Annotated in this window: 24 protein-coding genes and 1 pseudogene; 17 read left to right on the forward strand and 8 right to left on the reverse strand. The window is 68.4% G+C overall.

Annotated elements, in window-relative coordinates; genetic code table 11:
• The first annotated feature begins 435 nt into the window (after positions 1–435).
• Positions 436–2706, forward strand: a complete 2271-nt coding sequence (locus tag ACFZ8E_RS02925; protein WP_405044316.1) for a TonB-dependent siderophore receptor — start codon at positions 436–438, stop codon at positions 2704–2706.
• Between the two features lie 33 nt (positions 2707–2739).
• Here the strand turns inward: ACFZ8E_RS02925 and ACFZ8E_RS02930 are convergent, their stop codons facing one another.
• A complete protein-coding gene (locus ACFZ8E_RS02930) occupies positions 2740–3153 on the reverse strand; it encodes a transposase (protein WP_405041974.1) in 414 nt (137 codons plus the stop codon).
• On the reverse strand, positions 3153–3368 hold the full coding sequence (locus ACFZ8E_RS02935) for a tyrosine-type recombinase/integrase (protein ID WP_405044317.1): 216 nt from the start codon (positions 3366–3368) through the stop codon (positions 3153–3155). The genes ACFZ8E_RS02930 and ACFZ8E_RS02935 overlap by 1 nt, the downstream gene beginning before the upstream one ends.
• A 601-nt stretch (positions 3369–3969) precedes the next feature.
• On the opposite strand from ACFZ8E_RS02935, the gene ACFZ8E_RS02940 reads away from it, so the two are divergent.
• From ACFZ8E_RS02940 to ACFZ8E_RS02955, 4 genes are all read left to right on the forward strand, one after another.
• Positions 3970–4548 carry a hypothetical protein gene (locus tag ACFZ8E_RS02940; protein ID WP_405041975.1) on the forward strand — a complete coding sequence of 193 codons (579 nt, stop codon included), beginning with the start codon at positions 3970–3972 and terminating at the stop codon, positions 4546–4548.
• A 218-nt stretch (positions 4549–4766) separates the two neighbouring features.
• Positions 4767–5866 (forward strand): IS3 family transposase gene (locus tag ACFZ8E_RS02945; protein WP_405041909.1). Its coding sequence is split into 2 segments (ribosomal slippage): positions 4767–5019 and positions 5019–5866, totalling 1101 coding nucleotides; the frame shifts between segments, so codons are not numbered across the junction.
• A gap of 606 nt (positions 5867–6472) precedes the next feature.
• Positions 6473–6661, forward strand: a complete 189-nt coding sequence (locus ACFZ8E_RS02950) for a hypothetical protein (protein ID WP_405041976.1) — start codon at positions 6473–6475, stop codon at positions 6659–6661.
• 258 nt (positions 6662–6919) lie between these two features.
• Positions 6920–7240 (forward strand): hypothetical protein, encoded by a 321-nt coding sequence (locus tag ACFZ8E_RS02955; protein ID WP_405041977.1) that lies wholly within the window; start codon positions 6920–6922, stop codon positions 7238–7240.
• Between the two features lie 722 nt (positions 7241–7962).
• Here ACFZ8E_RS02955 and ACFZ8E_RS02960 read toward each other — a convergent pair.
• On the reverse strand, positions 7963–8151 hold the full coding sequence (locus tag ACFZ8E_RS02960) for a hypothetical protein (RefSeq protein WP_405041978.1): 189 nt from the start codon (positions 8149–8151) through the stop codon (positions 7963–7965).
• A 138-nt stretch (positions 8152–8289) separates the two neighbouring features.
• Here ACFZ8E_RS02960 and ACFZ8E_RS02965 point away from each other — a divergent pair, with 138 nt between their 5' ends.
• Positions 8290–8769 (forward strand): MucR family transcriptional regulator, encoded by a 480-nt coding sequence (locus ACFZ8E_RS02965; RefSeq protein WP_405041979.1) that lies wholly within the window; start codon positions 8290–8292, stop codon positions 8767–8769.
• Positions 8770–9000: 231 nt separating this feature from the next.
• Here ACFZ8E_RS02965 and ACFZ8E_RS02970 read toward each other — a convergent pair whose 3' ends face one another.
• Positions 9001–9261, reverse strand: a complete 261-nt coding sequence (locus tag ACFZ8E_RS02970; RefSeq protein WP_405041980.1) for a hypothetical protein — start codon at positions 9259–9261, stop codon at positions 9001–9003.
• A gap of 156 nt (positions 9262–9417) precedes the next feature.
• Positions 9418–10770 (reverse strand): transposase, encoded by a 1353-nt coding sequence (locus tag ACFZ8E_RS02975; RefSeq protein WP_405041836.1) that lies wholly within the window; start codon positions 10768–10770, stop codon positions 9418–9420.
• Positions 10771–10918: 148 nt separating this feature from the next.
• Here ACFZ8E_RS02975 and ACFZ8E_RS02980 point away from each other — a divergent pair.
• Positions 10919–11724 (forward strand): IS5 family transposase gene (locus ACFZ8E_RS02980; protein ID WP_405041981.1). Its coding sequence is split into 2 segments (ribosomal slippage): positions 10919–11249 and positions 11249–11724, totalling 807 coding nucleotides; the frame shifts between segments, so codons are not numbered across the junction.
• 25 nt (positions 11725–11749) lie between these two features.
• Here the strand turns inward: ACFZ8E_RS02980 and ACFZ8E_RS02985 are convergent.
• Positions 11750–13102 (reverse strand): transposase, encoded by a 1353-nt coding sequence (locus ACFZ8E_RS02985; RefSeq protein ID WP_405041836.1) that lies wholly within the window; start codon positions 13100–13102, stop codon positions 11750–11752.
• A gap of 129 nt (positions 13103–13231) precedes the next feature.
• Between ACFZ8E_RS02985 and ACFZ8E_RS02990 the strand changes: the two are divergent.
• Positions 13232–13351, forward strand: a pseudogene (locus ACFZ8E_RS02990) (IS3 family transposase); the annotation flags it as partial.
• 87 nt (positions 13352–13438) lie between these two features.
• Positions 13439–14790, forward strand: a protein-coding gene (locus tag ACFZ8E_RS02995) for an IS3-like element ISMex16 family transposase (RefSeq protein WP_405041759.1) whose coding sequence is annotated in 2 segments (ribosomal slippage) — positions 13439–13775 and positions 13775–14790 — 1353 coding nt in all. Because the reading frame shifts where the segments join, the coding sequence is not laid out codon by codon here.
• Here the strand turns inward: ACFZ8E_RS02995 and ACFZ8E_RS03000 are convergent.
• The gene (locus ACFZ8E_RS03000; protein ID WP_405041982.1) at positions 14787–15074 is read right to left on the reverse strand and encodes a type II toxin-antitoxin system RelE/ParE family toxin; all 288 of its coding nucleotides are present in this window, start codon (positions 15072–15074) and stop codon (positions 14787–14789) included. The genes ACFZ8E_RS02995 and ACFZ8E_RS03000 overlap by 4 nt on opposite strands.
• A 92-nt stretch (positions 15075–15166) precedes the next feature.
• Here ACFZ8E_RS03000 and ACFZ8E_RS03005 point away from each other — a divergent pair, with 92 nt between their 5' ends.
• From ACFZ8E_RS03005 to ACFZ8E_RS03030, 6 genes are all read left to right on the forward strand, one after another.
• Entirely contained in the window at positions 15167–19060 is a 3894-nt protein-coding gene (locus tag ACFZ8E_RS03005; protein WP_405041983.1) for a glycoside hydrolase/phage tail family protein, read from the forward strand.
• Positions 19061–19088: 28 nt separating this feature from the next.
• Positions 19089–20684 carry a DUF2793 domain-containing protein gene (locus tag ACFZ8E_RS03010; protein WP_405041984.1) on the forward strand — a complete coding sequence of 532 codons (1596 nt, stop codon included), beginning with the start codon at positions 19089–19091 and terminating at the stop codon, positions 20682–20684.
• 49 nt (positions 20685–20733) lie between these two features.
• Complete coding sequence (locus ACFZ8E_RS03015; RefSeq protein WP_405041985.1) at positions 20734–21360, forward strand: lysozyme; 627 nt, start codon at positions 20734–20736, stop codon at positions 21358–21360.
• A gap of 71 nt (positions 21361–21431) precedes the next feature.
• Positions 21432–21941: a hypothetical protein gene (locus tag ACFZ8E_RS03020; RefSeq protein ID WP_405041986.1), complete on the forward strand. Its 510-nt coding sequence runs from the start codon at positions 21432–21434 to the stop codon at positions 21939–21941.
• 81 nt (positions 21942–22022) lie between these two features.
• Complete coding sequence (locus ACFZ8E_RS03025; protein WP_405041987.1) at positions 22023–22445, forward strand: hypothetical protein; 423 nt, start codon at positions 22023–22025, stop codon at positions 22443–22445.
• Positions 22442–22951 carry a hypothetical protein gene (locus tag ACFZ8E_RS03030; RefSeq protein WP_405041988.1) on the forward strand — a complete coding sequence of 170 codons (510 nt, stop codon included), beginning with the start codon at positions 22442–22444 and terminating at the stop codon, positions 22949–22951. The genes ACFZ8E_RS03025 and ACFZ8E_RS03030 overlap by 4 nt, the downstream gene beginning before the upstream one ends.
• Here the strand turns inward: ACFZ8E_RS03030 and ACFZ8E_RS03035 are convergent.
• Positions 22911–24197: a family 16 glycosylhydrolase gene (locus tag ACFZ8E_RS03035; RefSeq protein WP_405041989.1), complete on the reverse strand. Its 1287-nt coding sequence runs from the start codon at positions 24195–24197 to the stop codon at positions 22911–22913. The two genes, ACFZ8E_RS03030 and ACFZ8E_RS03035, sit on opposite strands and share 41 nt — an antisense overlap.
• 447 nt (positions 24198–24644) lie before the next feature.
• Here ACFZ8E_RS03035 and ACFZ8E_RS03040 point away from each other — a divergent pair, with 447 nt between their 5' ends.
• Both ACFZ8E_RS03040 and ACFZ8E_RS03045 read left to right on the forward strand, forming a co-directional pair.
• Complete coding sequence (locus ACFZ8E_RS03040) at positions 24645–25019, forward strand: PepSY domain-containing protein (RefSeq protein ID WP_147844218.1); 375 nt, start codon at positions 24645–24647, stop codon at positions 25017–25019.
• A 36-nt stretch (positions 25020–25055) separates the two neighbouring features.
• The gene (locus ACFZ8E_RS03045) at positions 25056–25733 is read left to right on the forward strand and encodes a response regulator transcription factor (RefSeq protein WP_147729507.1); all 678 of its coding nucleotides are present in this window, start codon (positions 25056–25058) and stop codon (positions 25731–25733) included.
• Positions 25734–25830: the final 97 nt, after the last annotated feature.

Here is a 25830-nt window from a genome sequence, read left to right on the forward strand (position 1 = left end):
GGGGCGCGGGATCGCCGAGACGGCGATCCAGGTTTGTTTGCCCGCGAGGTGGCCCGCACCGAAGCGGAGGGGCCTTCGTCGGGCGCATTCGAGCTAGAACGCCGTCGTACGGAGTGCCGAAGTACGCTCAAAGCAAAAAGCCCATAAAACGCTCCGAAATTACTTTAGAATTGGACTAAACTGTGGATGGCCTGAGTGTTATTAACAGCAATCCTTGATGGTGTCGCGACCTTGATCTGCCAATTGAGGCAGTGACCCTGCGTTGCAGAACCGTCACACCGACCGTATGCCTGTTTGATCCCCCCTTGTCTCTCGCCTGGCTTGTCCGTAGCCAGAGGCCAGAAACGCTAGTTAAATCAGCAGTTTAGGATTGTTATAAACTACGACCTGTTGGCTTGGCAGGCCGGCGCTGGCGTATGTCTTTGGGGCGGTATCATGTGTGATTTTCGGCCAAACATCTTCCACAAGCAGCGTGGCGCGGTAGCTCGTGTGGCTCTTGCCGGTGTGTCGCTTGCAAGCCTGAGCATTGCTGCGCTCGCACAGGAGGCGACGTCACCGCGCCGTGGCATCACCAATCCTCCGGCCGAGGCAAGCGTGCAGCTTGAGACGCTGACTGTCGAAGGTCAGGGCGGTCCGGCCGCGTCCGTGACGCCAGGCGCTGCCGTACGCCGGATCGAAAGTCCGACGGGTCCGGTGGACGGCTACGTTGCGACTCGCTCGGCCACTGCGACGAAGACCAACACGCCGCTGATCGAGACGCCGCAATCCATCACCGTCGTCGGCCGCGAGCAGATCGATGCACAGAAGGCCCAAACCCTAACCCAGGCGACGCAGTACGTTGCCGGTGTCTATTCAGGCACCTTTGGAGCCGACTCCCGTGTGGACTATTTCACAATCCGCGGTTTCGTCGCGAGCGATTACGGCATCTATCGCGACGGGCTGCAACTCCTGAACTACGGGTTCGGTACCTTCAAAGTCGAAACCTTCGGCCTGGAGCGCATCGAGATCTTGCGTGGACCCGCGGCTGTTCTGTTCGGTGCGGGATCGCCGGGTGGTATCATCAACCAGATCACCAAGCGCCCGACGCTGGATCCATTCGGCTACGTCGAGGTCGGCGGCGGCTCATTCGATCAGAAGTACGCCGCCTTCGATGTCGGCGGTCCGGCCGACGAGTCGGGACACTGGTTCTACCGGCTGACTGGTTTCGGTCGCACCGGGGGGACCCAGGTCGACGGTGCGCCGGAGGATCGCGGCTACATCGCGCCGGCCTTAACCTACAAGCCGGATGGAGCGACCAAGCTGACCGTGCTGACGAGCTACCAGTACGACAACACGGCCGTGACCTCAAACTTCCTGCCCTACTCCGGCACCGTGCGCCGGAACCTCTCGGGCCTTTACATCCCGCGTTCGCTTAACCTGGGTGATGCCAACTTCAATACATTCCGCCGTCAACAGGCCTCAGCTGGCTACGAGTTCGAGCACGCCTTCGACGAGACCTGGACCATCCGGCAGAACTTGCGCTACTCGTTCAGCGAAAGTTTCCAGAACTCGGACATTGGACAGCTCGGCTACAGTGATGCCGCCCAGACCCGGCTTGCCCGCTATCAGTTCCTGACATCGAGCAAGATTGGGATCTTTCAGATCGACAACCAAGCTGAAGCACGCTTTTCCGATGGCCTGTTTCGTCACGATCTTCTCTTCGGGCTCGACTACAAGAATTTTCAGTTGCACGACAACCAGGGTACTAATTTCGGCAACTTTTATGCTGTGCCCGATATTAGCATCATCAATCCGAGCTATGGACCAGCGACGGGCCGTCCCTCGCCCTACCTCGTCAACGCGGACTCCTTCACGCAGCTCGGCTTGTATTTTCAGGACCAGATCAAGCTCACCGATCGTCTGACGCTCGTCCTCGGCGGCCGCCAGGACTTCGCGGACAACCGCGTGGTCGACAAGCTTGCCGCCGGGGCCAGCAGCAACGGTCGCAGCGACAATGCCTTCACCTATCGCGCAGCGTTAATTTATAATTACGATTTCGGGCTGGCACCATACATCAGCTACTCGACCTCGTTCCAGCCGCTACTTGGGACGGACGCCAACAACCAAGCGTTTAAGCCAGAGACGGGCGATCAGATCGAGGGCGGCGTCAAGTTCGAGCCAATAGGCGCGGGCTACTTCCTGACGCTCGCCGGCTTCGACATCCATCGCCAGAACGTTCAGACACCCGTTCCGAACACCTTCTTCTCGTCCCAGATCGGACAAGTCCGCTCCACGGGCTTCGAGGCGCAGTTCACCTTGAACCTCGCCGAAGGCCTGAACGCGGTCGCGGCCTACACCATCTACGGCCTGACCACGGAGAGGAGCGCTGACCCGGCCACTATTGGCAAGGTTCCGGTCAACGTGCCTGAGAACTTCGCATCGTTGTTTCTTGATTACACGATCCCCGTCGGCGAGTGGCGCGGCTTTGGCTTCGGTGGCGGTGTGCGTTACATTGGCCGATCCTATGCCGACACGCTCAACACGTTGCGGGTGCCAGAATACGTGCTGTTCGACGCGCAGGTGCACTACAACTGGGACCGGTGGCGTCTGACTGTCAACGCGACCAACATCGCTGACCGACGCTTTGTCTCTTCATGCCAGTCGTCTCTATCATGCTTCTACGGCGACGCCCGTCGTGTCGTCGCTAGTCTCGCTTACAAGTGGTGAGGTCGTTGAGCGTCTTCTGCCGATGGACGCTCACTAATCTGTCTCACAAATCGTGTCTTTGGTTCGGTCGGCCAATCGACGTATTCTTGATTGACGCCATGCCCGATCCGGCTTGCGCCCACGTGTCGGTCGAACCAAAGTCATTGCTAAAGGATCCATGGCACGAGCCTCCTCGTGCCAACCCGCTTCTGCCATTGCTAGGAGCATCTGAGTCCAAAATGGCCGATGACGCCAGCGACGAAAACGTTGATATACAGTGCTGTGTGAGCCGTACGCTTTCGGACAATCTGTCCATCTACGCCCATTCATAGAAACGTAGATAATGCCTGATAGTGCATGGCGATCGTTCGATCTTGGTTGCTTGTCATCAGGAAGGTAAGCAGAAATTATATCCCATTGCGCATCGTTGAGCCAAAATAGCCCATCTTGATCCCCCAGCCCACACATTACAAAAACCCACTCCCCGAGTGCCCCTTGAAGGCGTTCGCCCGGCGGATGTAGCCGACCACCGTGCGTGGATCGCGGTGGCCCGACTGATCCATGATGCGGGCGAGGTCCGCACCGCGCTCTGCCGCAGACGTGATGTAGCCGGCCCGCAGGCTGTGCGCCCCGAACGTCGAGGCATCGAGCCCGGCGGCCGTGCAGTAACGCTTGATCGAGATAGCATGGTATGCCTCTCCCGGCTGTTCGCCTCCTTACCAGGGCGCAGGCGGCATCGTACTGCGGCCTGTCAGCGGCAGCTTCCACAGCGCGGTGTTCGGTGGCCCCGATTGATTTTTGCGACAAGCGCCTGGAGCGGTTTGACCGTCAGGATTTAGACGTGTGGATTGATGCTCTGAAGACACCCACGTCTGGAATGAAAACCGTTGCCGAGGCGCTGGCGGAATGGAGACAGAGCAACAACGTTCCGCGTTCGCCGCGAGGGGGGCGAAACCGTTAGCCCGAGAACGGGGGAGGGGTCGGCATCCAGTTCCGGGAGCAGAAGGCGCCGTGAGGGCTCGATAAGATGAAAGGTAAGCTGCGGCCCAGCCAGCATTACCGGCTGACGCTACTGGCTGGCGGACCACGTCGATATGCCAAGGGGGACCAGGAAATCCCCGGGCTGATGAAGGTGGGTCTTGTTGAGCCGACCGGAGCCGGTTGGGCAGACGGATCACGGGAGTGGGAGATCACGGAGGCAGGTCGCGTGGCATTGCGGGACCATGCCACGAGTGAGAGGGGATGAGCGCTGACCGACATCCGGTTCCGGGGGCGGAAGGCGCCGTGATCATCTCCGACGACGCGACGGACCCCGCCGTCATCGAGAGCCAGGTTCGGACAGCCCTCGCGGCAGAACGGGCGGCCGATCTTCAAGGCGCTAGCGCATTCGCTGCGTCATGCCGAACCGGCGACGTGGATGCGATGCTGCGAGCGGCCGACTTCCTGAACGACCGGACAATTGACGGATGGCGCCTTGCCATGGGGCGGGTCGCACGCCTGTCTGCGGTTAGTCCCGAGATCCGCGCTGCGTTCGTCGATATATGGATCAAATCGAAGCACATACCCGTGAAGGTAGGCCGCAGGCCCACGATGGCGCGAGCGCTCCGTGTCCTGATGCCGCCCATCCCACTGGCCGAGCCTCTACGCCTGTTCCGCGGAACGTCGGACACCGAGCATCGCCGTCACCTTTACGGCTTCTCATGGTCAACGCGGAGCGAAATCGCGGAGAGGTTCGCTGCGCAGGCTAGCCTTGGACCAGGAGGCGCAGTGCTCCTTGATACCCTTGCGCCGATCGGGTCCCTACACCTCCGGCGCGAGGATGAGGGCTACGACGACGAGGGCGAAGTTGTCGTGAACCCCTAGGCCCTAAGCACGTCAAGGGTGTGGCACGCATCGCCGAAGCTGTACAGGGCACTGATCCGTACCAGCGATAGCGTTAGTTACTGGGCACGGTCCGCCGCGACCTCGACCAATGGATAGACCGCCGAAAGGGAGAGCCTGATGACGTCCCCCCATCGCTTTGGTCCGGCTTGAGTGCGAGTTTTCCGGTTTTGTGAGACCCTGACGGGAGGAGCGGAGCCGTGAAGAAGAGTAGGTTCACCGAAGAGCAGATCGCCTTTGCGCTGAAGCAGGCCGAGACTGGGACGCCGGTCGCGGAGGTACTGCGCCGGATGGGCATCTCCGAGCAGACATTCTACCGCTGGAAGAAGCTTTATGGCGGTTTGGGCACGGGCGAACTGCGGCGGCTGAAGCAGCTTGAGGAGGAGAACCGCAAGCTCAAGCAGCTCGTGGCCGATCTGAGCCTCGACAAGCACATCCTGCAGGACGTGCTTGCAAAAAAGCTCTGACGCCTGCTCGGCGACGCGACCTCGTGCACCAGGTTCAAGAGGCGCACGGGGTGAGTGAGCGGCGCAGCTGCGTCGCGCTCGGCGTCGGCCGGTCGAGCATCCGCTACCGCTCGACCAAACCCGATCAGGCACCGCTGCGGATGCGCATCTGCGATCTGGCCAAGAGCCGGGTGCGCTACGGCTACTACCGGATCTACATCCTGCTGCGCCGGGAAGGTTGGCGAGTGAACCATAAGAGGGTTCACCGTCTCTACCGGGACGAGGGGCTGAGCCTGCGGCTCAAGCGGCCGCGCCGGCACGTCAGCGGGGCACACCGGGAGCGTCAGCCTGCCGCGCTCCGGCCGAACGAGCGGTGGTCGATGGACTTCGTCTCCGACGCGTTGTTCGACGGCCGCCGGCTGAGGGCCCTGACGGTCGTCGATGCATTCACGCGCGAGGCTCTGGCGATCGAGGTCGACCAAGGCATCAAAGGCGAGCAGGTCGTGGCTGTCGTCGGACGCTTGGCACTGCTGCGCGGAGCACCGAGCGCGATTCAGGTCGATAACGGGCCTGAGTTCGTCTCGAAAGCACTCGACCGCTGGGCCTACGAGAACGGTGTCACGTTGGACTTCTCGCGCCCTGGCAAGCCGACCGACAATGCCCTGGTCGAGTCGTTCAACGGCCGCCTGCGCGACGAGTGCCTGAACGCGAACTGGTTCTTGTCGTTGGCCGACGCCAGGAGCAAGATCGAGACGTGGCGGCGGCAGTACAACGAGAGCCGACCTCACACCGCCCTGGGGTGGCGAACGCCCCAGGAATTTGCCTTGGCGGCGGCCCTGCAGGCCGCCGAATGAGACCCGGAAGCTCACCTTTCGGACGGACCAAGATCCGGGGGACCCTCACTGACGCCCCTTCGTTCGACCAGTGGCTGGACACCCTGGATACTCGCGTTCCGCCCGATGGGCCTATACAGGAGCGCGAACCTCACTAAGGGCGTCCGCCATCCCTGGCTGAGACTTTTGCACGCCGTGTCCGTTCGGCTTTGGCGAACCGCTCCCCCATGCCCTCGGCCTTCCGAGCCTCCACGAACCGCTCCCCCCAATCTATACGAGGGGCAGGCTCAACAGCGGGTAGGCCGGGCTGCACCTCGGGATAGAGGTCGGGCCTCTGCCGCTTCCGCCACCGGTCAATCGCCTCGATGTCGTACAGGCCGGTTGTCTCGTCGGGCACGGGGAAACCGCGGGCGTAGAGGCGTCGCCGGTACTCCCCGAACTGATCTGGGGTCCGCCCCATACGGCGTGCGGCCTTGTCGGCCGGGACATAGGCCGGATCGACCCGGAACCGGACGGCCGGCGCTGGTGGGAGCTTCCTCGTGACGACGCGGCCTCGCCGCGCCTGCTGTTCGCGTACCCGTCCAGAACTCCCAGAGCGCGGGCCAAGCCATCAACCTGGCGCTTCGCATGGGCGACCTCACGCTCCATCCGATCCAGCAGCAGCAGGTAGACCGTGCCGTGTTGGACGACGATGCGGGCAACCAGTTCGTGCGCCTGCTCAATCTCCGGCAGGGTGTAGGGATGGCCGTAGCCGAGACTGTCCGCCATCATTGGCAACGCCTGGTCCAAGATGAGATCGTTGCCATGTTCAAGTGATCGGCGACATGACGGTGGAGCCATGTCCGACATCGACCTCACTGCCTTTGCTCACCCCGCGATCTCACCCGATCACCCCCTATAAGATACCAAGACCGAAACCGGGTGCGCTCACCGGGTTTTCGGGAGCCGACTAGGAGTATGGCGAGGGGCCGCGCCCATCCTGAGGTCGGAGTACGTAGTGGCGCGTTCTCTGCTCCCGACTTTCATCGTTCTGGCGATGATCCATCAGCACAGGCAGCAGAGGAGCGCTGTGCGATGGACTGGCACGATCAGCAGGACCTGGCGCGATACCGGCGCCGGAAGCGGAAGCAGCGGGACTACCAAGCCGATTACCGAGCGAAGCTGGCCGAGGCCAAGACGCCTGAGCGCGACGACGTAGCGGCCGTACTGATGGGGGTCTACCTCGACGTGCTCGTGCTCGATCACAAGGCCGCCGTAGAGTTCTCCCGACGCTTGGTCGAGGGGCTGGTCGCAGATGGCTATGACCGGCAGGCCAGCATGGAGCGGATCAGGGCGATGGCACGAAGAGTGCGAGCCCGGATGCAGGCGAAGGGCGGGCTGACTGCGACGGAATAGCGGGGCCCGGCGAGGGCTTTCGAAGCCTCACACCGTTGACGGCTGATTAACCGATCGCGGGCAGCTTGCCCCCAAGCCGGACTCAGAACCGGTTCGCTGGTGACACATGCGAAGAACCCGTCCTCCGTGATCAGATCGGGGGACGGGCCTGCTGCCTATCGCACGGCCTGCCACATTGGCACGCCAACGGGACGCCCAGGTCGGTCCCGCCGGAAGGTCTGGTTCCCGTACCGGATCCAAGTGTCGCCGATCGTCTCGACGCGGCGGGCGTTGATCATCAGGCCGCCCCAGTAGTCGACGTGGATTACAATTAGCAATCTGGGTTATTTTCCGATATTTTTTGCTTCGAGCATACTGTCTTACTCTTCTGTATGTAGCGGCGACCTTTCGCTGGCATAGGCTCACAATTATGCGCTACCATAGAAAAAGTTACCATTGGGCAGTGCTCATCTGCCATGCAGTTGCAATGCTGCTGGCGGTCCTGCAGTTTGACTTGGGTAATCGCGCAATCCGTTCCGAAGTAAATTAGTATATTAATACCACACGAACGGCAGGTATCTCTTGCGATCCGCATCGTCGCCCTCCGCTCCCTTCAAGAGGACCCAGAGCAAATTTCGCCTTTAATAGCTAGGAATTGAAAAGCGTTCCAAAGAAAACTACAATCTTAACTTGTAGTTGACAGTCAGTACAGATAGCCGGCATCCGAATTGCGCCATAATAGCCTAGGTTAATCTGCCGCAGTAGTCGACGCGGACCACGCCGACGGTCGGGTGCACGCCGAACAGGTTGGTGGCCGTCCAGTCGAGGGCGATGGCGTCCTCACCGAACCGGTCGAGGAAGTCGATCGCCGCCTCGCGCATCTCCTGCCAATGCGGGCTGCCAAGCGACCGCCTGGCGAGTCGCTCAATCAAAAGCGTCCACCCCATTCGCGACGGCCACGTCGTACGACCAACGGCTCAAGCATTCGACAGCGCATTACGCTTGGAAAAGGCTTGACGATCATCCGCGACAGGTAGAGCGGTGGGCCTCCGCCCGTGGAGAAGACGACCTTGAACGATCAAGCCGAAGCTCAGCCCAACAATTTCGTCGAACTCGCTGCCGACCTCGTGGCGGCGTATGTGTCGAACAACAACGTACCCGTGTCCGAACTACCTAAAGTCCTTGCCAGCGTGCACGCTGCCTTGTCCGGGCTTGGCAACGCGGCACCCGCGGAGTCCGATACCCTTGAGAAGCCGACGCCGGCTCAGATCAAGAAGTCGGTCACGCCGGATGCGCTGATCTCCTTCATCGACGGCAAGCCCTACAAGACGCTGAAACGGCACCTGACCGGGAACGGTCTGACGATGCACGAGTACCGGAAACGCTACGGCTTGCCGTCGGACTACCCTACGATCTCGGCCACCTACTCTGCACAGCGCTCCGAACTGGCCCGATCCATTGGCCTCGGGCAGCAACGGCGCAAGGCAGCTCCCAATGCAGTGGAAGCCCCCGAGGCAGCCCCGAAAGCCCGCGGCCGGAAGAAGGCCTGAGGCCTCTTAGTGGGCTCCGTTCCGGCGTACCGCGGCATCCGTCGCGGTACCATGCTTCCAACCGTGCGCCCGCATCCTGCATCCCGGCCAAGTTGCGTATCGGCCGCGCTCGTGAGATCCGGGCCCCCCCACCGCATAAGCAGATCGCGGCGGGGGCGAGCCGTTCAGCCTAACAGATCTCGATGCCGATCGCGCGGAGGGCTTCAACTGCTTCGTGGAACGGATCATCGATCACGGTGCCGTCGGTCGGCCCAGCAGGATCGCGGTCCGCACGGCCAATCGCCGAGCGCCATCCTTCGCCGTGGGTTCGGACAGAGTGGCACTGGCATGGCGGCTGGCTTTCACCGTGGCAGCAAGGTCCAGCGTGTGGCCGCTCGCGAACCCAAACAGGCCCACCGCGCCACCCTTCAGGAACGCCTCCACCGCAGCGTTCACCTCGTCGGAGGCGATCGTCTTAGCCTTGATGAGGTCGCCGGTCGTTAGGTCAGTCATGGGGCGAGTATCCAAGCATCCCGATTTGATCGACGGGTTTGCCGAGGGGCAACAGATTGGAGCACCACTTGCTGCCTGCGAAGGCGACGTGTTGCCTCCTTATCTCGCCTGCGCCTCGCCGAGCCCTTACCGTTGACTTAGCTCGACTTTGGCCACTCATGCGGCGTGGCAGAGGGCATAGGCCCAGGGCGCTGGCAAACGGAAGCCGGGTTTTGTTCGGGCGCGTCGGCGCGGTGATGTTGCCAAAGTCCGCTCGCGCCAGATCGCATAGCGCACGGCGGCCAGAGCATCGGCGAAGGTCGGGCGCGGTTTGGGGTACCACGCGGCGGCCGCGATCCGTTGCCGTTGGCGGACTGGGAGCCGTGCAGCCAGCAGCGTGACGATCGAGAACAGGGCGAGCAGGCAGGGCGTGGTGCGGGCGATGGCCTTGTCCGACCACTGCCGCTGCGTCTCGACACCGAGATGGGCGCGCGCTTCCTGGAAGGTGACCTCAACGGTCCAGCGCCGCACGAACCACCCCACGATCTGCGCGGGCTCGCGCACCGGTTCGGTGCAGAGCAGGGCCTGCGGTGCAAAGCGGCTCTCGGGATCGCGCACCAGCACCCATCGGATCGGCACGACCGGCAGACCGCCGTGCCGCCACACGGCGGTCCCGGAGGCGATCTCAAGGGTGCGCTCGCCCGCCCCGTACCAGCCGGGCACCACGACCGCGTGCCAGCGCGTGTCCTTGGCCGCGAGGATCGCGGCGAGCGTCGGCAGCCGCGCGCCTTTGGTCCGCGGGCGTCCAATCGTGCCGGGCGGCCGAGGTGGGGCCGGCTCGTAGAGAGCAGCATCCAGCCGCAGGCGGGTGATCGCCGTGATGCGAGCGCGGCGCATCGCGTCGAGGAACAGCAAGGCCGAGAAGCCGCTGTCGCCCACCACAACGAGGTCGCGTGCGCGCAGCCAGCGGCGAGCCTGGAGAGCGAGTTGGCGTCCGACGTCGAGCAGAGGCTTGTGCCGACGGCCCCGTTCGCGACAGGCGCGCTCTGACGGCACCAACGCGGTTAGGAACGGCAGCGCCCAGACGCGCCCCGCCCAGGGGATCGGGGCGAGCACCATGAGGCTCATCCAGCGCAGCCCGCTCGCCTTGACGAAATGGCTGTCGGAGGAGCGAACTGGATCACGGTAGATGCCCTTGGCCGCGATCCGCTTGCCGCGGCGGCGCTCGATCGTATCGTCCAGTCCCAGGACCACGGGGCCGCGTTGCGCGAACGCATCGACGAGGAGCCCGAGCAGGATACGGCTGCCGGAGCGCGGGCACCACGCCGCTCGGTTGAGGATACGGTGGACGTTCACGAACCGCCGCTCCTGCGCGCGGCCGATGATGCGCAGGACGCTCGTCACCGTGCGCCGCCCCGGCGTCAGGATCGCGCCGATCAGCAACAGCTGAGCATGGCGCCAGGAGCGGTGGACGAACAGCGGCGCGAACGCCAGGATGATCCCGGCAAAGCGGGTGGGCAGGGGCAGCATGGCGGTGTCTCTTGGCGGGGACGCCACCAGCCTATCCCTCACGCCCGCTTCGTCACCTCCGCCCACTCCACGCGCCGCAAATGGCCAAAGTCGAGCTTAGAGCGCCTAACAGAACGGCACCCTGAGCGTTGATGTGCGTTGGTGTTTCATGGCCCGCGCACTTCTTCCCGACGATCTCTGGGACGAGATCGCCCCGCTGCTTCCGCCTCCCCGACCCCGTCCGAAAGGCGGTCGACGGCCTATCAAGAACCGGGCGGCCCTGACAGGCATCCTGTTCGTGCTGCGCTCTGGATTGCCCTGGGAGATGCTGCCGGCCGAGATGGGCTGTGGCTCGGGCATGACGTGCTGGCGCCGCCTGCGGGACTGGCAGGCGGCGGGCGTCTGGATCCGCCTGCATCAGGTGCTGCTGGGGCGACTTTACGAAGTCGGCCAGCTCGACTGGAGCCGGGCCAGCCTGGACAGCGCGTCTGTCCCGGCGAAAAAAGGGGCTCTGCCACAGGCCCGAACCCGACGGATCGCGGCAAACCGGGCACCAAGCGCCACCTCGTCGTCGATGCCCGCGGCACGCCCCTCGGCCTGACCTTCACGGGGGCCAGCCGCCACGACAGCGTGATGATGGCCCCGACCCTCGATGCGATCCCGCCCGTGGGCAGCGGCCGGCGCGGTCGCCCACGCCGCCGTCCCCACAAGCTTCATGCCGACAAGGCCTACGACGCCCCTGCCCGTCGCCAGGAGTGCCGCGCCCGTGGGATCGTCCCTCGCATCGCTCGGCGCGGGATCGACAGCAGCGAGAAGCTTGGGCGTCACCGTTGGGTAGTCGAGCGCACCCATGCCTGGTTCAACCGTTTCCGATGCCTGCCCGTACGCTACGAGCGTCGCGCCGACATCTACAAGGCCTTCACCAACCTCGCCGCCAGTCTCATCACCCTCAACCAAATCAGGCGGTTCTGTTAGGCGCTCTAAGCTCGACTTTGGCCACTCATGCGGCGTGGCAGAGGGCATAGGCCCAGGGCGCTGGCAAACGGAAGCCGGGTTTTGTTCGGGCGCGTCGGCGCGGTGATGTTGCCAAAGTCCGCTCGCGCCAGATCGCATAGCGCACGGCGGCCAGAGCATCGGCGAAGGTCGGGCGCGGTTTGGGGTACCACGCGGCGGCCGCGATCCGTTGCCGTTGGCGGACTGGGAGCCGTGCAGCCAGCAGCGTGACGATCGAGAACAGGGCGAGCAGGCAGGGCGTGGTGCGGGCGATGGCCTTGTCCGACCACTGCCGCTGCGTCTCGACACCGAGATGGGCGCGCGCTTCCTGGAAGGTGACCTCAACGGTCCAGCGCCGCACGAACCACCCCACGATCTGCGCGGGCTCGCGCACCGGTTCGGTGCAGAGCAGGGCCTGCGGTGCAAAGCGGCTCTCGGGATCGCGCACCAGCACCCATCGGATCGGCACGACCGGCAGACCGCCGTGCCGCCACACGGCGGTCCCGGAGGCGATCTCAAGGGTGCGCTCGCCCGCCCCGTACCAGCCGGGCACCACGACCGCGTGCCAGCGCGTGTCCTTGGCCGCGAGGATCGCGGCGAGCGTCGGCAGCCGCGCGCCTTTGGTCCGCGGGCGTCCAATCGTGCCGGGCGGCCGAGGTGGGGCCGGCTCGTAGAGAGCAGCATCCAGCCGCAGGCGGGTGATCGCCGTGATGCGAGCGCGGCGCATCGCGTCGAGGAACAGCAAGGCCGAGAAGCCGCTGTCGCCCACCACAACGAGGTCGCGTGCGCGCAGCCAGCGGCGAGCCTGGAGAGCGAGTTGGCGTCCGACGTCGAGCAGAGGCTTGTGCCGACGGCCCCGTTCGCGACAGGCGCGCTCTGACGGCACCAACGCGGTTAGGAACGGCAGCGCCCAGACGCGCCCCGCCCAGGGGATCGGGGCGAGCACCATGAGGCTCATCCAGCGCAGCCCGCTCGCCTTGACGAAATGGCTGTCGGAGGAGCGAACTGGATCACGGTAGATGCCCTTGGCCGCGATCCGCTTGCCGCGGCGGCGCTCGATCGTATCGTCCAGTCCCAGGACCACGGGGCCGCGTTGCGCGAACGCATCGACGAGGAGCCCGAGCAGGATACGGCTGCCGGAGCGCGGGCACCACGCCGCTCGGTTGAGGATACGGTGGACGTTCACGAACCGCCGCTCCTGCGCGCGGCCGATGATGCGCAGGACGCTCGTCACCGTGCGCCGCCCCGGCGTCAGGATCGCGCCGATCAGCAACAGCTGAGCATGGCGCCAGGAGCGGTGGACGAACAGCGGCGCGAACGCCAGGATGATCCCGGCAAAGCGGGTGGGCAGGGGCAGCATGGCGGTGTCTCTTGGCGGGGACGCCACCAGCCTATCCCTCACGCCCGCTTCGTCACCTCCGCCCACTCCACGCGCCGCAAATGGCCAAAGTCGAGCTAAGAGGATCGGCCAGGACCTAAGGAGTCGGACATGCGGCGAGGTCAGAAGACAAACGCGGAGCAGGTTGTGCTCAAGCTGCGCCAGATTGAAGTGCAGACAGCACAGGGCAAGAGTTTAGCCCTTGCATGCAGGGAGGCGGAGATGTCCGAGCATGTCCGACGTCAGCACCTGTGGGACAGAATGAGGGTCTTCACGAACGGAGGATGGCTGGTTCATCGTAGCCCCTGAGGAGCGAAGATGAAGCAGACATCCGGACCGGCCAAGAAGCCGGCAGAAGCGGTGATCAAGGACATCCGTCGGGCCACACGTCGGCAGTTCTCGTCCGAGGAGAAGATCCGTGTGGTGCTGGAAGGCTTGCGTGGCGAGGACAGCATCGCGGAGTTGTGCCGACGTGAGGGGATTGCCGCCTCGATGTACTACGGCTGGTCCAAGGAGTTCCTGGAGGCTGGCAAGAAGCGCCTGTCCGGTGACACGTCTCGTGCGGCCACCACGGATGAGGTGCGGGATCTCCGTCGCGAAGCGGGGGCGCTGAAGGAGGTCGTAGCTGATCTCGTCCTGGAGAACCGTTTGCTTAAAAAAAGCATGAGCGGGGCTGGGGGCGACGAGGCATGAGGTACCCGGCCCCCGAGAAGCTGGAGATCATCCGGCTGGTCGAGCAATCCCACCTGCCGGTGCGTGCCACCCTGGACAAGCTCGGCATCACGCGCTCGACGTTCTACCGCTGGTACGACGCCTACCAGCGCGGCGGCCCCGAGGCGTTGAATGACCATCCTTCGCAGCCGAGCCGGGTCTGGAACCGTCTACCTGCAGAGATCCGCGAGCAGATCGTTGCCTTGGCTCTGGAGCAGCCTGAACTCAGTCCGCGTGAGCTGGCGGTGCGCTTCACCGACGAGCGGCGCTACTTCGTCTCGGAAGCGACCGTCTACCGGTTGCTCAAGTCTCAGAACCTGATCACCAGCCCGGCCTATATCGTCATCAAGGCCGCCGACGAGTTCCGCGATAAAACCACCGCGCCCAACCAGCTTTGGCAGACGGACTTCACCTACTTGAAGGTCGTTGGCTGGGGCTGGTACTACCTGTCGACGGTCCTGGACGACTTCTCACGCTACATCGTCGCCTGGAAGCTGTGCACGACGATGCAGGCCAGCGACGTCACCGCCACGCTCGACCTGGCGCTGGGTGCGGCTGGGCTCGATCAGGCGCGGGTGATGCCGCGGCCACGCCTGCTCTCCGACAACGGTCCAAGCTACGTCGCCAGCGACCTGGCTGACTGGCTCGGCATTCGGGGCATGACCCACATCCGCGGTGCGCCATGCCATCCGCAAACGCAGGGCAAGATCGAGCGTTGGCATCAGACACTCAAGAACCGCATCCTGCTCGAACACGCGTACTTGCCCGGCGAGTTGGAGACGCAGGTTGCCGACTTCGTCGAACACTACAACCATGCCCGAGCCCATGAGAGCCTGAGCAACCTCACGCCCGCCGACGTCTACTTCGGACGCGGCGAAGGGATCCTGGCCGAGCGGGAACGCATCAAGCGCCAGACCCTGATGGATCGCCGCTTGCGCCACCACGCGCAGGCTGCCTAACCTCTTACCCCAGATGAACCAGAGCCTCCGCTCCTGAACACCGCTGAATGTCCCAAATCATCTGACGACGGACAGATCACCCGGAACGCCCCATTCGCCTCTCGGATCCTGATTTCCCGGACACCCGGCCCGACCGTCGCCATCGGCTTCCAATCGTCCGGCTCGTAGCCTTGCTGGAGCCGATCGATCTGGTGCCCGCCCGCTTGGCGCGCGTCGCGGGGGAAGCCAGGCAGGTCGTCGAGCGAACCACCGCGAAACACAACCGCCTTCGCACGATCCGCCATGTCGGGGCCTCACGACGCAGAACGATCCCCAAGACTATACAAAAATTTGTATGAGCCGCAATCGCGGCTCGCTCGGTCCCACGGAGCCCGCCATGGCCACGCTGATCCTGTCCACGGCGGGGGCGGCGGTCGGGACCGCGCTCGGCGGGCCGATCGGGAGCGTGGTCGGGCGGGTGGCCGGCGCGGCGGCGGGGGCCGGGCTCGACGGCGCCCTGTTCGGGGCGGGGACGAGCCCGCGCTTCGTCGCCGGGCCGCGGCTGTCGGACGTCGCCGGCCTGTCCTCGACCGAGGGCGATCCGGTGCCGCGCGTCTACGGCCGGGCGAAACTCGGCGGCACCCTGATCTGGGCGACGCGGCCGCTCGAGGTCGCCAACACGGCCGTCGAGCGGGCGTCCTCCCCGGCGAAGGGCGGCGGCGGCCAGAAGACCGTGCGGACGCGCTACGCCTACTTCGCCAACCTCGCGGTCGGCCTGTGCGAGGGCGAGATCGCCCTCGTCCGGCGGATCTGGGCGGACGGGATCGAGCTCGACCGCACCGCGATCACCTGCCGGGTCCATGCCGGCGCGGCCGACCAGGCGCCCGATCCGCTGATCGTCGCCAAGGAGGGCGCCGACGCGCCGGCCTATCGCGGCCTCGCCTACGTGGTGTTCGAGGGGCTGCCCCTGGCCGATTACAGCAACCGCATCCCGCAATTCGCCTTCGAGGTGGTGCGGCCGGTCAACAGCGTCGCGCCGCTGATCCGCGCGGTGAACCTGATCCCCGGCGCGTCCGAGTTCGGCCTCGACCCGATGCCGGTCACGGTCGATCTCGGCCTCGGCCGGACGCGGGCCGCCAACCGGTTCCAGCTCCAGGCGGCGACCGACGTGGTCGCGTCGCTAGACGCGCTGCAGGCGTTGTGCCCGAACCTCGCCCGCATCGCGGTGGTGGTGGCGTGGTTCGGCGACGACCTGCGCGCCGGGCACTGCACGGTCGCGCCCCGCGTCGAGATCCGCGACAAGGCGACCACCGGCGACGGCTGGCTCGTGGCCGGCCTCGACCGCACGCAGGTCGCGCCCGTCTCCGCCGCGCCGGACGGCACGCCGGCCTATGGTGGCACGCCCTCCGATGCCGGCCTCGGCCGCCTGGTGGCGGAGCTGGCCCGGCGCGGCCTCGCGGTGGTGCTCTACCCGTTCGTGATGATGGACGTCGCCGCGGGCAACGCGCTGCCCGATCCCTACGCGCCCGGCAGCGTCGGCCAGCCGGCCTACCCCTGGCGCGGCCGCATCACCTGCGATCCCGCCCCCGGCCAGCCCGGCAGCCCGGACGGGACGGCGGCGGCCGAGGCGCAGGTGCTGGCCTACTTCGCCGGCGCGCAGGGCTATCGCCGGCAGGTGCTGCACTATGCCGACCTCGCGGCCGGCTGGGCGGCCGCCGGCACGCCGCTCTCCGGCTTCGTCCTCGCCAGCGAGCTCGTCGGCCTCACCCGCGTGCGCGGCGCGGGCGAGACCTGCCCGGCGGCAACGGCGCTGATCGACCTCGCCCGAACGGTGCGCCGGAGGCTCGGGCCGTCGGTGAAGCTCGTCTACGCCGCCGACTGGACCGAGTACGGCGCCCAGGTCCGCGACGGCGGCGCCAGCGTGCGCTTCCCCCTCGACGCGCTGTTTTCCGACCCGAGCATCGACGCGGTCGGGATCGACTATTATCCGCCGATCTCGGACTTTCGCGACACGCCCGTGCAGGCCGACCTCGCCGAGACCGACACGATCTACGACCGCGGCTTCCTCAAGGCCCGGCTCGGCGGCGGCGAGGCGTTCGACTGGTACTACGCCGACGACGAGGCCCGCGCCGCGCAGCGCCGCAGCCCGATCACCGACGGCGCCTACGGGAAGCCGTGGACGTTCCGGCCCAAGGACCTCGTCGGCTGGTGGTCGAGCGCGCACGTCGAGCGGGCGGGCGGGGTCGAGACCCGCGCCACGGCCTGGGTGCCGCGCGGGAAGCCGATCTGGCTCACCGAGATCGGCGTGCCGGCGGTCGACAAGGGCACCAACGGACCCAACGTCTTCCCCGACCCGAAATCCTCCGAGAGCGCCTTTCCGCCCGCCTCGCGCGGCCTGCGCGACGAGCTGATCCAGCTGCGCGGCCTGGAGGCGATCCTGTCGCGGTTCGATCCCGCCGCGGCGGGCTTCGTGGCCGCCGACAACCCGCTCTCGCCCGTCTATGGCGGGCCGATGGTCGACCCGGGCGCGGTCTTCGTCTGGGCCTGGGACGCGCGGCCCTACCCGGCCTTTCCCGCCCAGGGCTCGGTCTGGGCCGATGCCGGCAACTGGCGGGTCGGCCACTGGATCACCGGCCGGATCGAGGGCTGCGACCTCGACCGGCTGATCGAGCGGATCCTGTCCGACCTCGGCGTCGCCGTGCCCGTCGCGATCGAGGCCGCCGCCTACCTCGACGGCGCGGTGATCGACCGGCCGCTCTCGGCCCGCGCCGCCCTGGAGCCGCTGGCGCAGCTCTACGGCCTCGACGTGTCGGCGGTCGCCGGCACCCTGCGGCTGCGCGGGCCGCGGCGCGAGGCGGCGGTGATCATCGCCGACGACGACCTCGTGCGCGTCTCCGAGGACGAGGCGCCGCTGCGCCGGGTGCGCGCCGAGGAGAGCGGCCTGCCGCGCTCGATCGAGATCGGCTTCACCGATTCCGAGAACCCGGACTATCGCCGCGCGTCCGCCGCCGCGATCCGGCCGGCCGGCGGCCGGCGGCGCGAAACCCGGATCGAGGCGGCGGTCGTCACCCGGCGCGAGACCGCAGAAAACCTTGCCGAGGCGCTCCTCGACCGGGCCATCGCGGGCCGCGACACCGCCGGGCTGACGCTCAGCCCGCGCCGCCTCGATCTCGAGCCCGGCGACCTGCTGGCGACGTCGGCCGGCCTCCAGCGCATCGTGCGCATCGACGACGGGCCGGCCGGCCGCCGGCTCGAGACCCGCGGCGTGCCGCTGCACGGGCCGGGCACGCGGCCGGCGCGCCGCGCGTCGACGACCCGGCCCGTCCGGCCTCCGCTGCTCGCCGGCGCCCCGTTCGCGCTTGCCCTCGACCTGCCCGCCGACCGCGGAACCCCGACCGCGCTTCAGTACCTCGCGGCGACCGCCGAGCCGTGGCCCGGCGCGCTGGCGATCTGGCGCTCGGACGGCGCGGGCGCGCCGCTGACGCTCCACGGCACCGCCGACTACCCGGCCTGCCTCGGGCGGACGCTGACGGCGCTGCCCCCGGGGCCGCTCTGGCGTCTCGACCGCGCGACGCGCCTCGATGCGACCCTGCGCAACGCCGGCGCGCTCGGCAGCCTCGACCTGCCTGCGATGCTGGCCGGCGGCAACCTGTTCGCGGTGATCGCGCCGGACGGCAGCGTGGAGGTGATCGCGGCGCAGGAGGCCGTGCTCGTCGGGCCCGAAACGTTCCGTCTCGGCCGGTTGCTGCGCGGGCTCGCCGGCAGCGAGGCGGCGGCATCGCGCCCGGCCCCGGCCGGAAGCCTGATCGTGCGCCTCGACGACGGCGCGGTAATTCCCCTCGTCGACCGGCTCGACGAGGCCGGACGCCGGTTCCGCTACCGGATCGGCCCGGCCTCGCGCGATCCCGGCGACCCGTGCTTCGTCGAGATCTTCGCCGCCGCCGGCCTCGCGGCGCTAGCGCCGTCGAGCCCGGTCCATCTCCGCGCCCGGCGCGAGCCCGGCGGCGTGCGCCTGTCGTGGATCCGCCGGGCGCGCCGCGACGCCGACAGCTGGGACGTCGCGGACATTCCCCTCGACGAGGCGGTGGAGGCCTACGCCGTCACCGTCTTCGCCGCCGACGGCCACGGGCTGCGCAGCCTCGCCGCCGCCGGGCCGAGCCTGCTCTACGCCGACGAGGCCGCGGATTTCGGCGGCCCGCAGGCGGTGCTCGACATCGCCGTCGCGCAGGTCGGGGCGGTGTTCGGGCCGGGCCCGGCCACCCGCGCGCGCGTCGCCGTGCGCCGGGGCTGACATCTCGATCCCTCGACGGAGCCCGCCGATGCCGGACACCACGCAGAACCTCGCGCTGCCGCTGATCGCGGCCAACCAGGCGCAGAAGCACGTCACCCACAACGAGGCCCTGGTGCAGCTCGACGCGCTGGTGCAACTCGCCTGCCTCGACAAGGACCTCGCCGCGCCGCCGGCCGCCCCGGCCGAGGGCGACCGCTACCTTGTCGTCGCAGCCGCGCCCACCGGGGCCTGGGCCGGGCTGTCGGGCCAGGTCGCCTGCTTCCGGGACGGGGTCTGGGTCGGGCTCGCGCCCCGACCGGGCTGGCTCGCCTTCGTGGCCGACGAGGGCGACCTCTACATCTTCACCGGCAGCGCCTGGACGAGCTTCCGTGCCACCCTGGCGAGCCTCCAGAACCTCGCCCGCCTCGGGATCGGCACCGCGGCCGACGCCGTGAACCGGCTGGCGGTGAAGTCCGAGGCCGCTCTGCTCTCCTGGGACGACGCGACGCCGGGCTCGGGCAGCGTGCGGCTCACCCTCAACAAGCAGGCGGCGGCGCGCGATGCCGGCCTGGCGTTCCAGACCGGGTTCTCGACGCGGGCGCTGCTCGGCACCTTCGGCGCCGACGACGTGGCCCTGAAGGTGAGCCCGGACGGCGCGAACTTCTCGACCGCGCTCTCGGTCTCGGCGGCGACCGGCCGGCTCGCCCTCGGGCGGATCGCCGGGCCGGTGGAGATCGGCACCCATGCCGGCGCGCTTCCCGACGCGCCGCCCCAGACGGTGCTGCGGGTCTCCGGCGCCGACGGGACGACGCCGCGGCTCGTCCTCGACGGATACGGCGCCAACGCCGCGGGACACCTCGCCTTCCGGGCCGCGGCCGGGAACGCCGCCGCGCCGGCTGCCCTGCCGCCGGGTGCCGCGATCGGGCAGCTCTCCGCATACGGCTACGGCGCCTCCGGCTACGCGTCGGCGCCGCGGGTGCAGGTCGCCTTCCTGGCCTCGGAGGCGTGGTCGGACGCGTCGCAGCCGACGCGGATCAGCCTGCGCACCACGCCGGCCGGCACCACGGCCACGGCCGAGGCGTTCGCCGTCGAGGCCAGCGGGGCGGTGCGCCTCGCGCCGCTGGCCGCCGACCCGACGACGGGGCTCGCGCAAGGGCAGCTCTACGCCGACAGCACCGCGACCGCGCTCAAGTGGTACACCGGCACGGGCTGGGCGCGGATCAGCAATTTCGCCAAGGCGGCGGCGACCACGAGCTTCGACAACTACGTCCCGGCCGGCGCCTGGACGAAGGTGCAGTTCAACATCGCCGACAGCAACGACCAGGGCGCGTTCGCGGCCGCGACGAACCGCTTCACCGCCCCCGAGGCCGGCCTCTATCGGGTCTCGGCCATGCTCACCTACAAGCGCAACAACGCGAGCGCGCCGACGGCCTTCGAGGTCCAGCTCTACCGGAACGGCGCCCCCGCCGGGCGCGGCCGCGCCGCCGCGACCGGTGCGCTGGTGGACGGGGTCACCGCCCTGTCGCTCGCCACGACCCTGAAGCTCGCGGCCGGCGACGGCGTCGAGGTCTGGGTGCGGTTCACGGGGGCCGACGGCTACGTGGCCGCGGCCGACGCGTCCTTCGGCGCGCAGCAGCTGGGCTGAGGCCGGGCGCCCGCCGCACCGTCCGCCGTTCCCCGCCCCGGAGATCCCCATGAATCTCACCCCCATCGGCGAGGCGTGCCTCATCGCGCGCGAGGGACGGCGGCTGACGGCCTACCGCGATTCCGTCGGCGTCTGGACCATCGGCGTCGGCCACACCTCCGCGGCGGGGCGCCCCCGCGTCGTCTCCGGCCTCGCGATCACCGCGGCCGAGTGCGACGCGATCTTCGCGCGCGACGTCGCGGCCTACGTCGCCGCGGTCCGCGACGGCCTGACGGCGGCGGTCGGGCCGCACGCCTTCGATGCCCTCGTCTCGCTCTGCTACAACATCGGCCCGGCGGCCTTCGCCGGCTCGACCGTCCTGAGACGGATCAACGCCGGCGACGCGGCCGGTGCCGCCGACGCGCTGCTGCTGTGGCGCAAGCCCGCGGCGATCCTGCCCCGCCGCCGCGCCGAGGCCGAGCAGCTCGTCACCGCCTACGCCGTCGCCCTGCCGCGCCCGACCGTGAACGCCGCGCGGCTCCGGATCGCGGCCCCCGTCGCCGCGGTCACGGACCCGGGCGTCGCGACCCCGGTCCTGGTACCGACCGTGCCGCGGCCGGGTCGGCTCGCGCGGCTGCGGCACCGGATCGAGGCCTGGCTCGCCGCGGCGGCCGCGCCGGCGAAGGCCCGGGCCTGATCCGCCGCGCCCGATCCCAGATCCCGTGCCGGCCGGGTCCAGCCGCGCAACCCCAGCCGAAGGATTCGACCATGTCCCGCTTCTCCGCGGCGCCGGCGCTCGCCGGTGCCCTCTCGATCGGCCTCGCGGCCCCGCCCGCCCTCGCCGCGGCGGGGGGCGCCGTCGTGCTGCCCTGGGGCGACTGGATCGTCGGCTTCGTCACGACGGCGCAGGCGGTGCTGACGCCGCTCCTCGTCGCCCTGGCGACCGGGCCGATCGCCCGGTTCGCGCCGCTGCTCGGCTATGTCCTGTCGAAGTCCGTCGTGGAGGGCATGGTCCGCCGGGTCACCGACTACGCGCTCAACGCGGTGGCCGGCGCCGCCAAGGGGCAGGTGCTCACCGTGCCGGTCGGCTCGGCCGTCATCGCCGCGGCGGCGGTGCAGCGGGCGTCCGACCAGGTGCCGGGCTTCGTCGTGAAGGCCGCCGGAGGCCTGCCCGGCATCGCCGAGAAGGTGTTCCGCCGCCTCGCGTTGGAAGACCGCGCGACCGCCGCCAACACGCTCGCGCCGGCCCTCGCCGCCGCCGGCCTCGCGGCGCGATAGCGCCGGAGCGACCGCCCCGTCCGCGGCCGGGACGCCCGTGCGGGTGCTCGAACGACACGCTGGCATCCGCGGAGGGACGGCATGGACGCGACACCACGAAGCCCGGCGGAGCGCGACCCCGCCTGCCGCCGGGCGGCCCTCGCGGCGATCGGCGAGGGCGTCGGCCGGGTGCTGCCGTCCCCCGACGACGGCCTCGGCGAGACCCTGATCCGCCGCGCCTACGCCGAGCGTGCCGCGACCGAGCCGGACGAGGACCGGCTGGTCGTCCGGTTCGGCACCGAGTGGCGCAGCTTCATCCGGCACCAGACGCCGGACCGCCTCGCCGCCCTCGACGCGGTGATCGACGACCGGATCGAGCGGCGGGCGCTGGCCCGGTACTACCGGCGGATGAAGCATGCGGCGGTCGCCGTCGCCGTCACGGCCTTCGCGCTGGCGCAGTTCGGGATCGACCGGCTGCCGCTCGTCCGCCAGATCTGGCGGCTGTTCCGGGGAGATCTGCGATGAGCGCCGCCCTCGACCGCTGGCTCACCCGGCTCTACCACGCGGTCGGCGGGAGCCTGTTCCTGGCGCTGTGCGCCTTCGTCTCCTACACCGCCGGCGACTGGCACTGGCCCTACCGCGTCCGCTCGACGGACCTGCTGACGCCCGAGGTCGCGCCCGGCGGCGCCCTGCGCCAGACGCGGGTGATCGCCTACGGCGCCGAATGCGCGCTGCACGTCACGCGCCGCCTGCAGAGCCTCGGCGCCGACGGGCGCCGGGTGATGCTCCCCGAGATCGCCTTCGATGCGCCGCCCTGGGACCGCGACGGCCGGCCCCAGACCATCGAGACCGAGATCCCGGCCGACTTCCCCTGCGGCCCCGCGATCCTGGTTGAGAGCCCGTCGGCCGCCTGCAACTGGCTTCAGCGCACCGTCTTCCGCCACCGCCAGCCGGACGCGATCACCCCGTTCCGGGTGACCTGCGGCGGGGTCACAGGTCCAGCATTCCGGGCGACGGCGCGTGCACCGTGAAGGCCGCCCCCTCGTGAATCCAGCTGCCGCCGGCCTGGGCCTTCTCGAAGGCCGCCGTCTCGGCGGTGCCGGCCGTGTAGTGGTGCTCGCCGGTCGCGGTGTCGAGGAAGCGCTGCACCGTCAGCGCGTCTGCGCCGGCCAGCGCCGGGTCGGCATAGGCCTGGAACGCCACGCCCTCGTCGTGGAAGCTCGGCATCATCGCGTCGATGTGGTCGCGCTCCGTGGGGCTCGCCGTATAGAAGTGCTCGCCCGTCCGCGTATCGACGAAGCGGAACACGTCCACCGTGTCCGCGCTCGCGGCGGGCGCCATCCAGGCCACGCCCTCCGCGGTGTAGGACGGCAGGTTCTGCGCGACGTAGGCCCGTTCGCTCGCGCTCGTCGTGTAGAGGTCGTCGCCGGTGCTCGCGTCGCGGAAGTGGAAGGTGTCGCTCGGCGACGCCGCGGTCGGCGCGCTCGCATAGGCCCGGATGTAATCGATCGTCATCTGCGCCGACGCCGCGTCCGGGTCGCCGGCCCAGGCCCCGCCGACGGCGAGGTTGGCGATCAGGTACATCGGCTTGTTGAGATCGGCCGGCGTGGCGGCCTGGAAGGTCGGGTGCCCGTCGTAGTACCAGGTGATGGTGTCGGGTTCCCAGTCGACGCCGTAGGTGTGGAAGCCCGACGTCATGTCCGGCACGGCGACGTTCGCCTCGTCCAGGTAATGCGTCGCGTCGACCCGCTGGCTGCCCGAGACCTCGCTGTGGACGGTGTTGCGCAGGGTGTTCGGGTCGCCGCCGACCATCTCCATCACGTCGAGCTCCGGCGGCCAGCTCCCGTCCGCGGGCAGCATCCAGAACGCCGGCCACATGCCGTGGGCCGCGGGGAGCTGCGCGCGGATCTCGAAGTAGCCGTAGGTCTGGCTGAAGCTGTGGTAGGTGTTGATCATCCCCGACGTGTAGGTCTGCCCCTCGATCGAACCCTGGATGTCGGGGGCGGCCGGCGCGGCGGAGATCGTCAGCGCGCCGTCGGAGACCTGGAACGGGTCGGGCAGGCCGGCCGTGCCGCCCGCGGCGCCGTCCGCGCCGGCGACGTAATATTGCAATTCATCGTTGTATGGCATCGTCCCGGTCGCGCGGACCTTCGTCGACCATTGCGGCGCCCCGACCGTGTCGAGGCCCGTCGTGCCGTTCCACGGCGTGAACGCGTCGAACTCTTCGGCGAAGGTCAGCGTCGCGGTCTGCGACAGGTGGTTCGGATCGATCGCCATGACAGGTCCCGCCTCACGCGGGCGGCCGAAGCCGCCGCGCATGATGAATACAACCGAGAGTAGAATAATCGGTTTACAAACTTGGTTCCGCGGTGCGCTGGGTCGTTTGCGGTCTTCGGCCGCCGCTTCGGGCGCCATCTGCGTCTTCGTTGGGCGGGTTCGCGTATAAACTACCGACGGCCTCGGCGTTCGACAGTCGTCGCGCATGGCCTCTTCGTCGCCGATCCTCGCTCCGTCCGGCGGCGGCCGGACGCGCATCCCCGTGGATCGCACGGGGTATGATGGAACCGCTGCGGTTCTCGGCCGTAACGCTTCGCAGCTTCCCACGGACCTTCGATGAGACCCGCCGCCGCCCGAGCCACCCTCCGCCCGCACGGCCCCGGTCATGGGTCCGCGGCCGGCGGCATTCAGGGCGCATTCAGTGCCTCGGGCCGACAGTCCCTCCCCATGCGCTACCCCCTCGCCCTCGCAGCGATCTGCCTGACCGCCGCGGCCCTTGCGGCGGGCGGCCTCGGCATATCGGCGGAGGAGACCCGCGAGGCGGCCCCGGCCGTCGCCGCGCCCGGCCCGCCGCAGCTGCGGGTCGAGGAGTGCCTGTCGCCCGCCGACATGCGCGAGGAGGTGTCCGAGCGCCGGGTGATCGCGCCGGTGACGGCGATCAAGGCCGCGCGCACGGTGATCCCGCGGGCCGAGATCCAGCGGGCGAGCCTGTGCCGCCACGCCGACGGCCTCGTCTACATGCTGACCGCCTTGCGTCGGGACGGCCACTTCGTGCACGTGATGGTCGACGCCAAGACCGGCCAGGTGGCGGGCCAGTACTGACGGCCGGGAAGGCCGTCGCTCGAGGGAGGGTGATCCGTGCGTCTGCTCGTGGTCGAGGATGACCGGGACATCAACCGGCAGGTGGTCAGCGCGCTGGAGGAGGCGGGCTACGTCGCCGACAAGGCCTTCGACGGCGAGGAGGGCGGCTACCTCGGCGAGAGCGAGCCCTACGACGCGATCATCCTCGACATGGGGCTGCCCAAGGCCGACGGCGTCAGCGTCCTGCAGAAGTGGCGCCGCGCCGGGATCAAGACCCCCGTCATCATCCTCACCGCGCGCGACCGCTGGTCCGACAAGGTCGACGGGTTCGATGCCGGCGCCGACGACTACGTCACCAAGCCGTTCCACATGGAGGAGCTGATGGCGCGCGTCCGCGCGCTGCTCCGCCGCGCCGCCGGCCACGCCACCAGCCAGATCGCCTGCGGCCCCGTCACCCTCGACACCCGCTCGGGGCGGGTGTTCGTCGACGGCAACCCGATCAAGCTGACGAGCCACGAATACCGGCTGCTCTCCTACCTAATGCACCACACCGGCCGCGTCGTCTCCCGCGCCGAGCTGACCGAGCATCTCTACGACCAGGATTTCGACCGCGATTCGAACACCATCGAGGTGTTCGTCGGCCGCCTGCGGAAGAAGCTCGCGGTGGACCTGATCCAGACGGTGCGCGGGCTGGGCTACCTGGTCGACCCGAGCCAGCCGCCGGCACGGGTGTGACGGAGCGGGCTACAACCGAGCGCGACCGTCATGTCGGCTCGAGGGGAAGCCTTCCCGCCGAGCCGGATCACGGTATCCCACCCGGCGGTCGGTCCCG

The sequence above is a fragment of the Methylobacterium sp. HMF5984 genome (assembly GCF_045033435.1).
Lineage (GTDB): Bacteria > Pseudomonadota > Alphaproteobacteria > Rhizobiales > Beijerinckiaceae > Methylobacterium.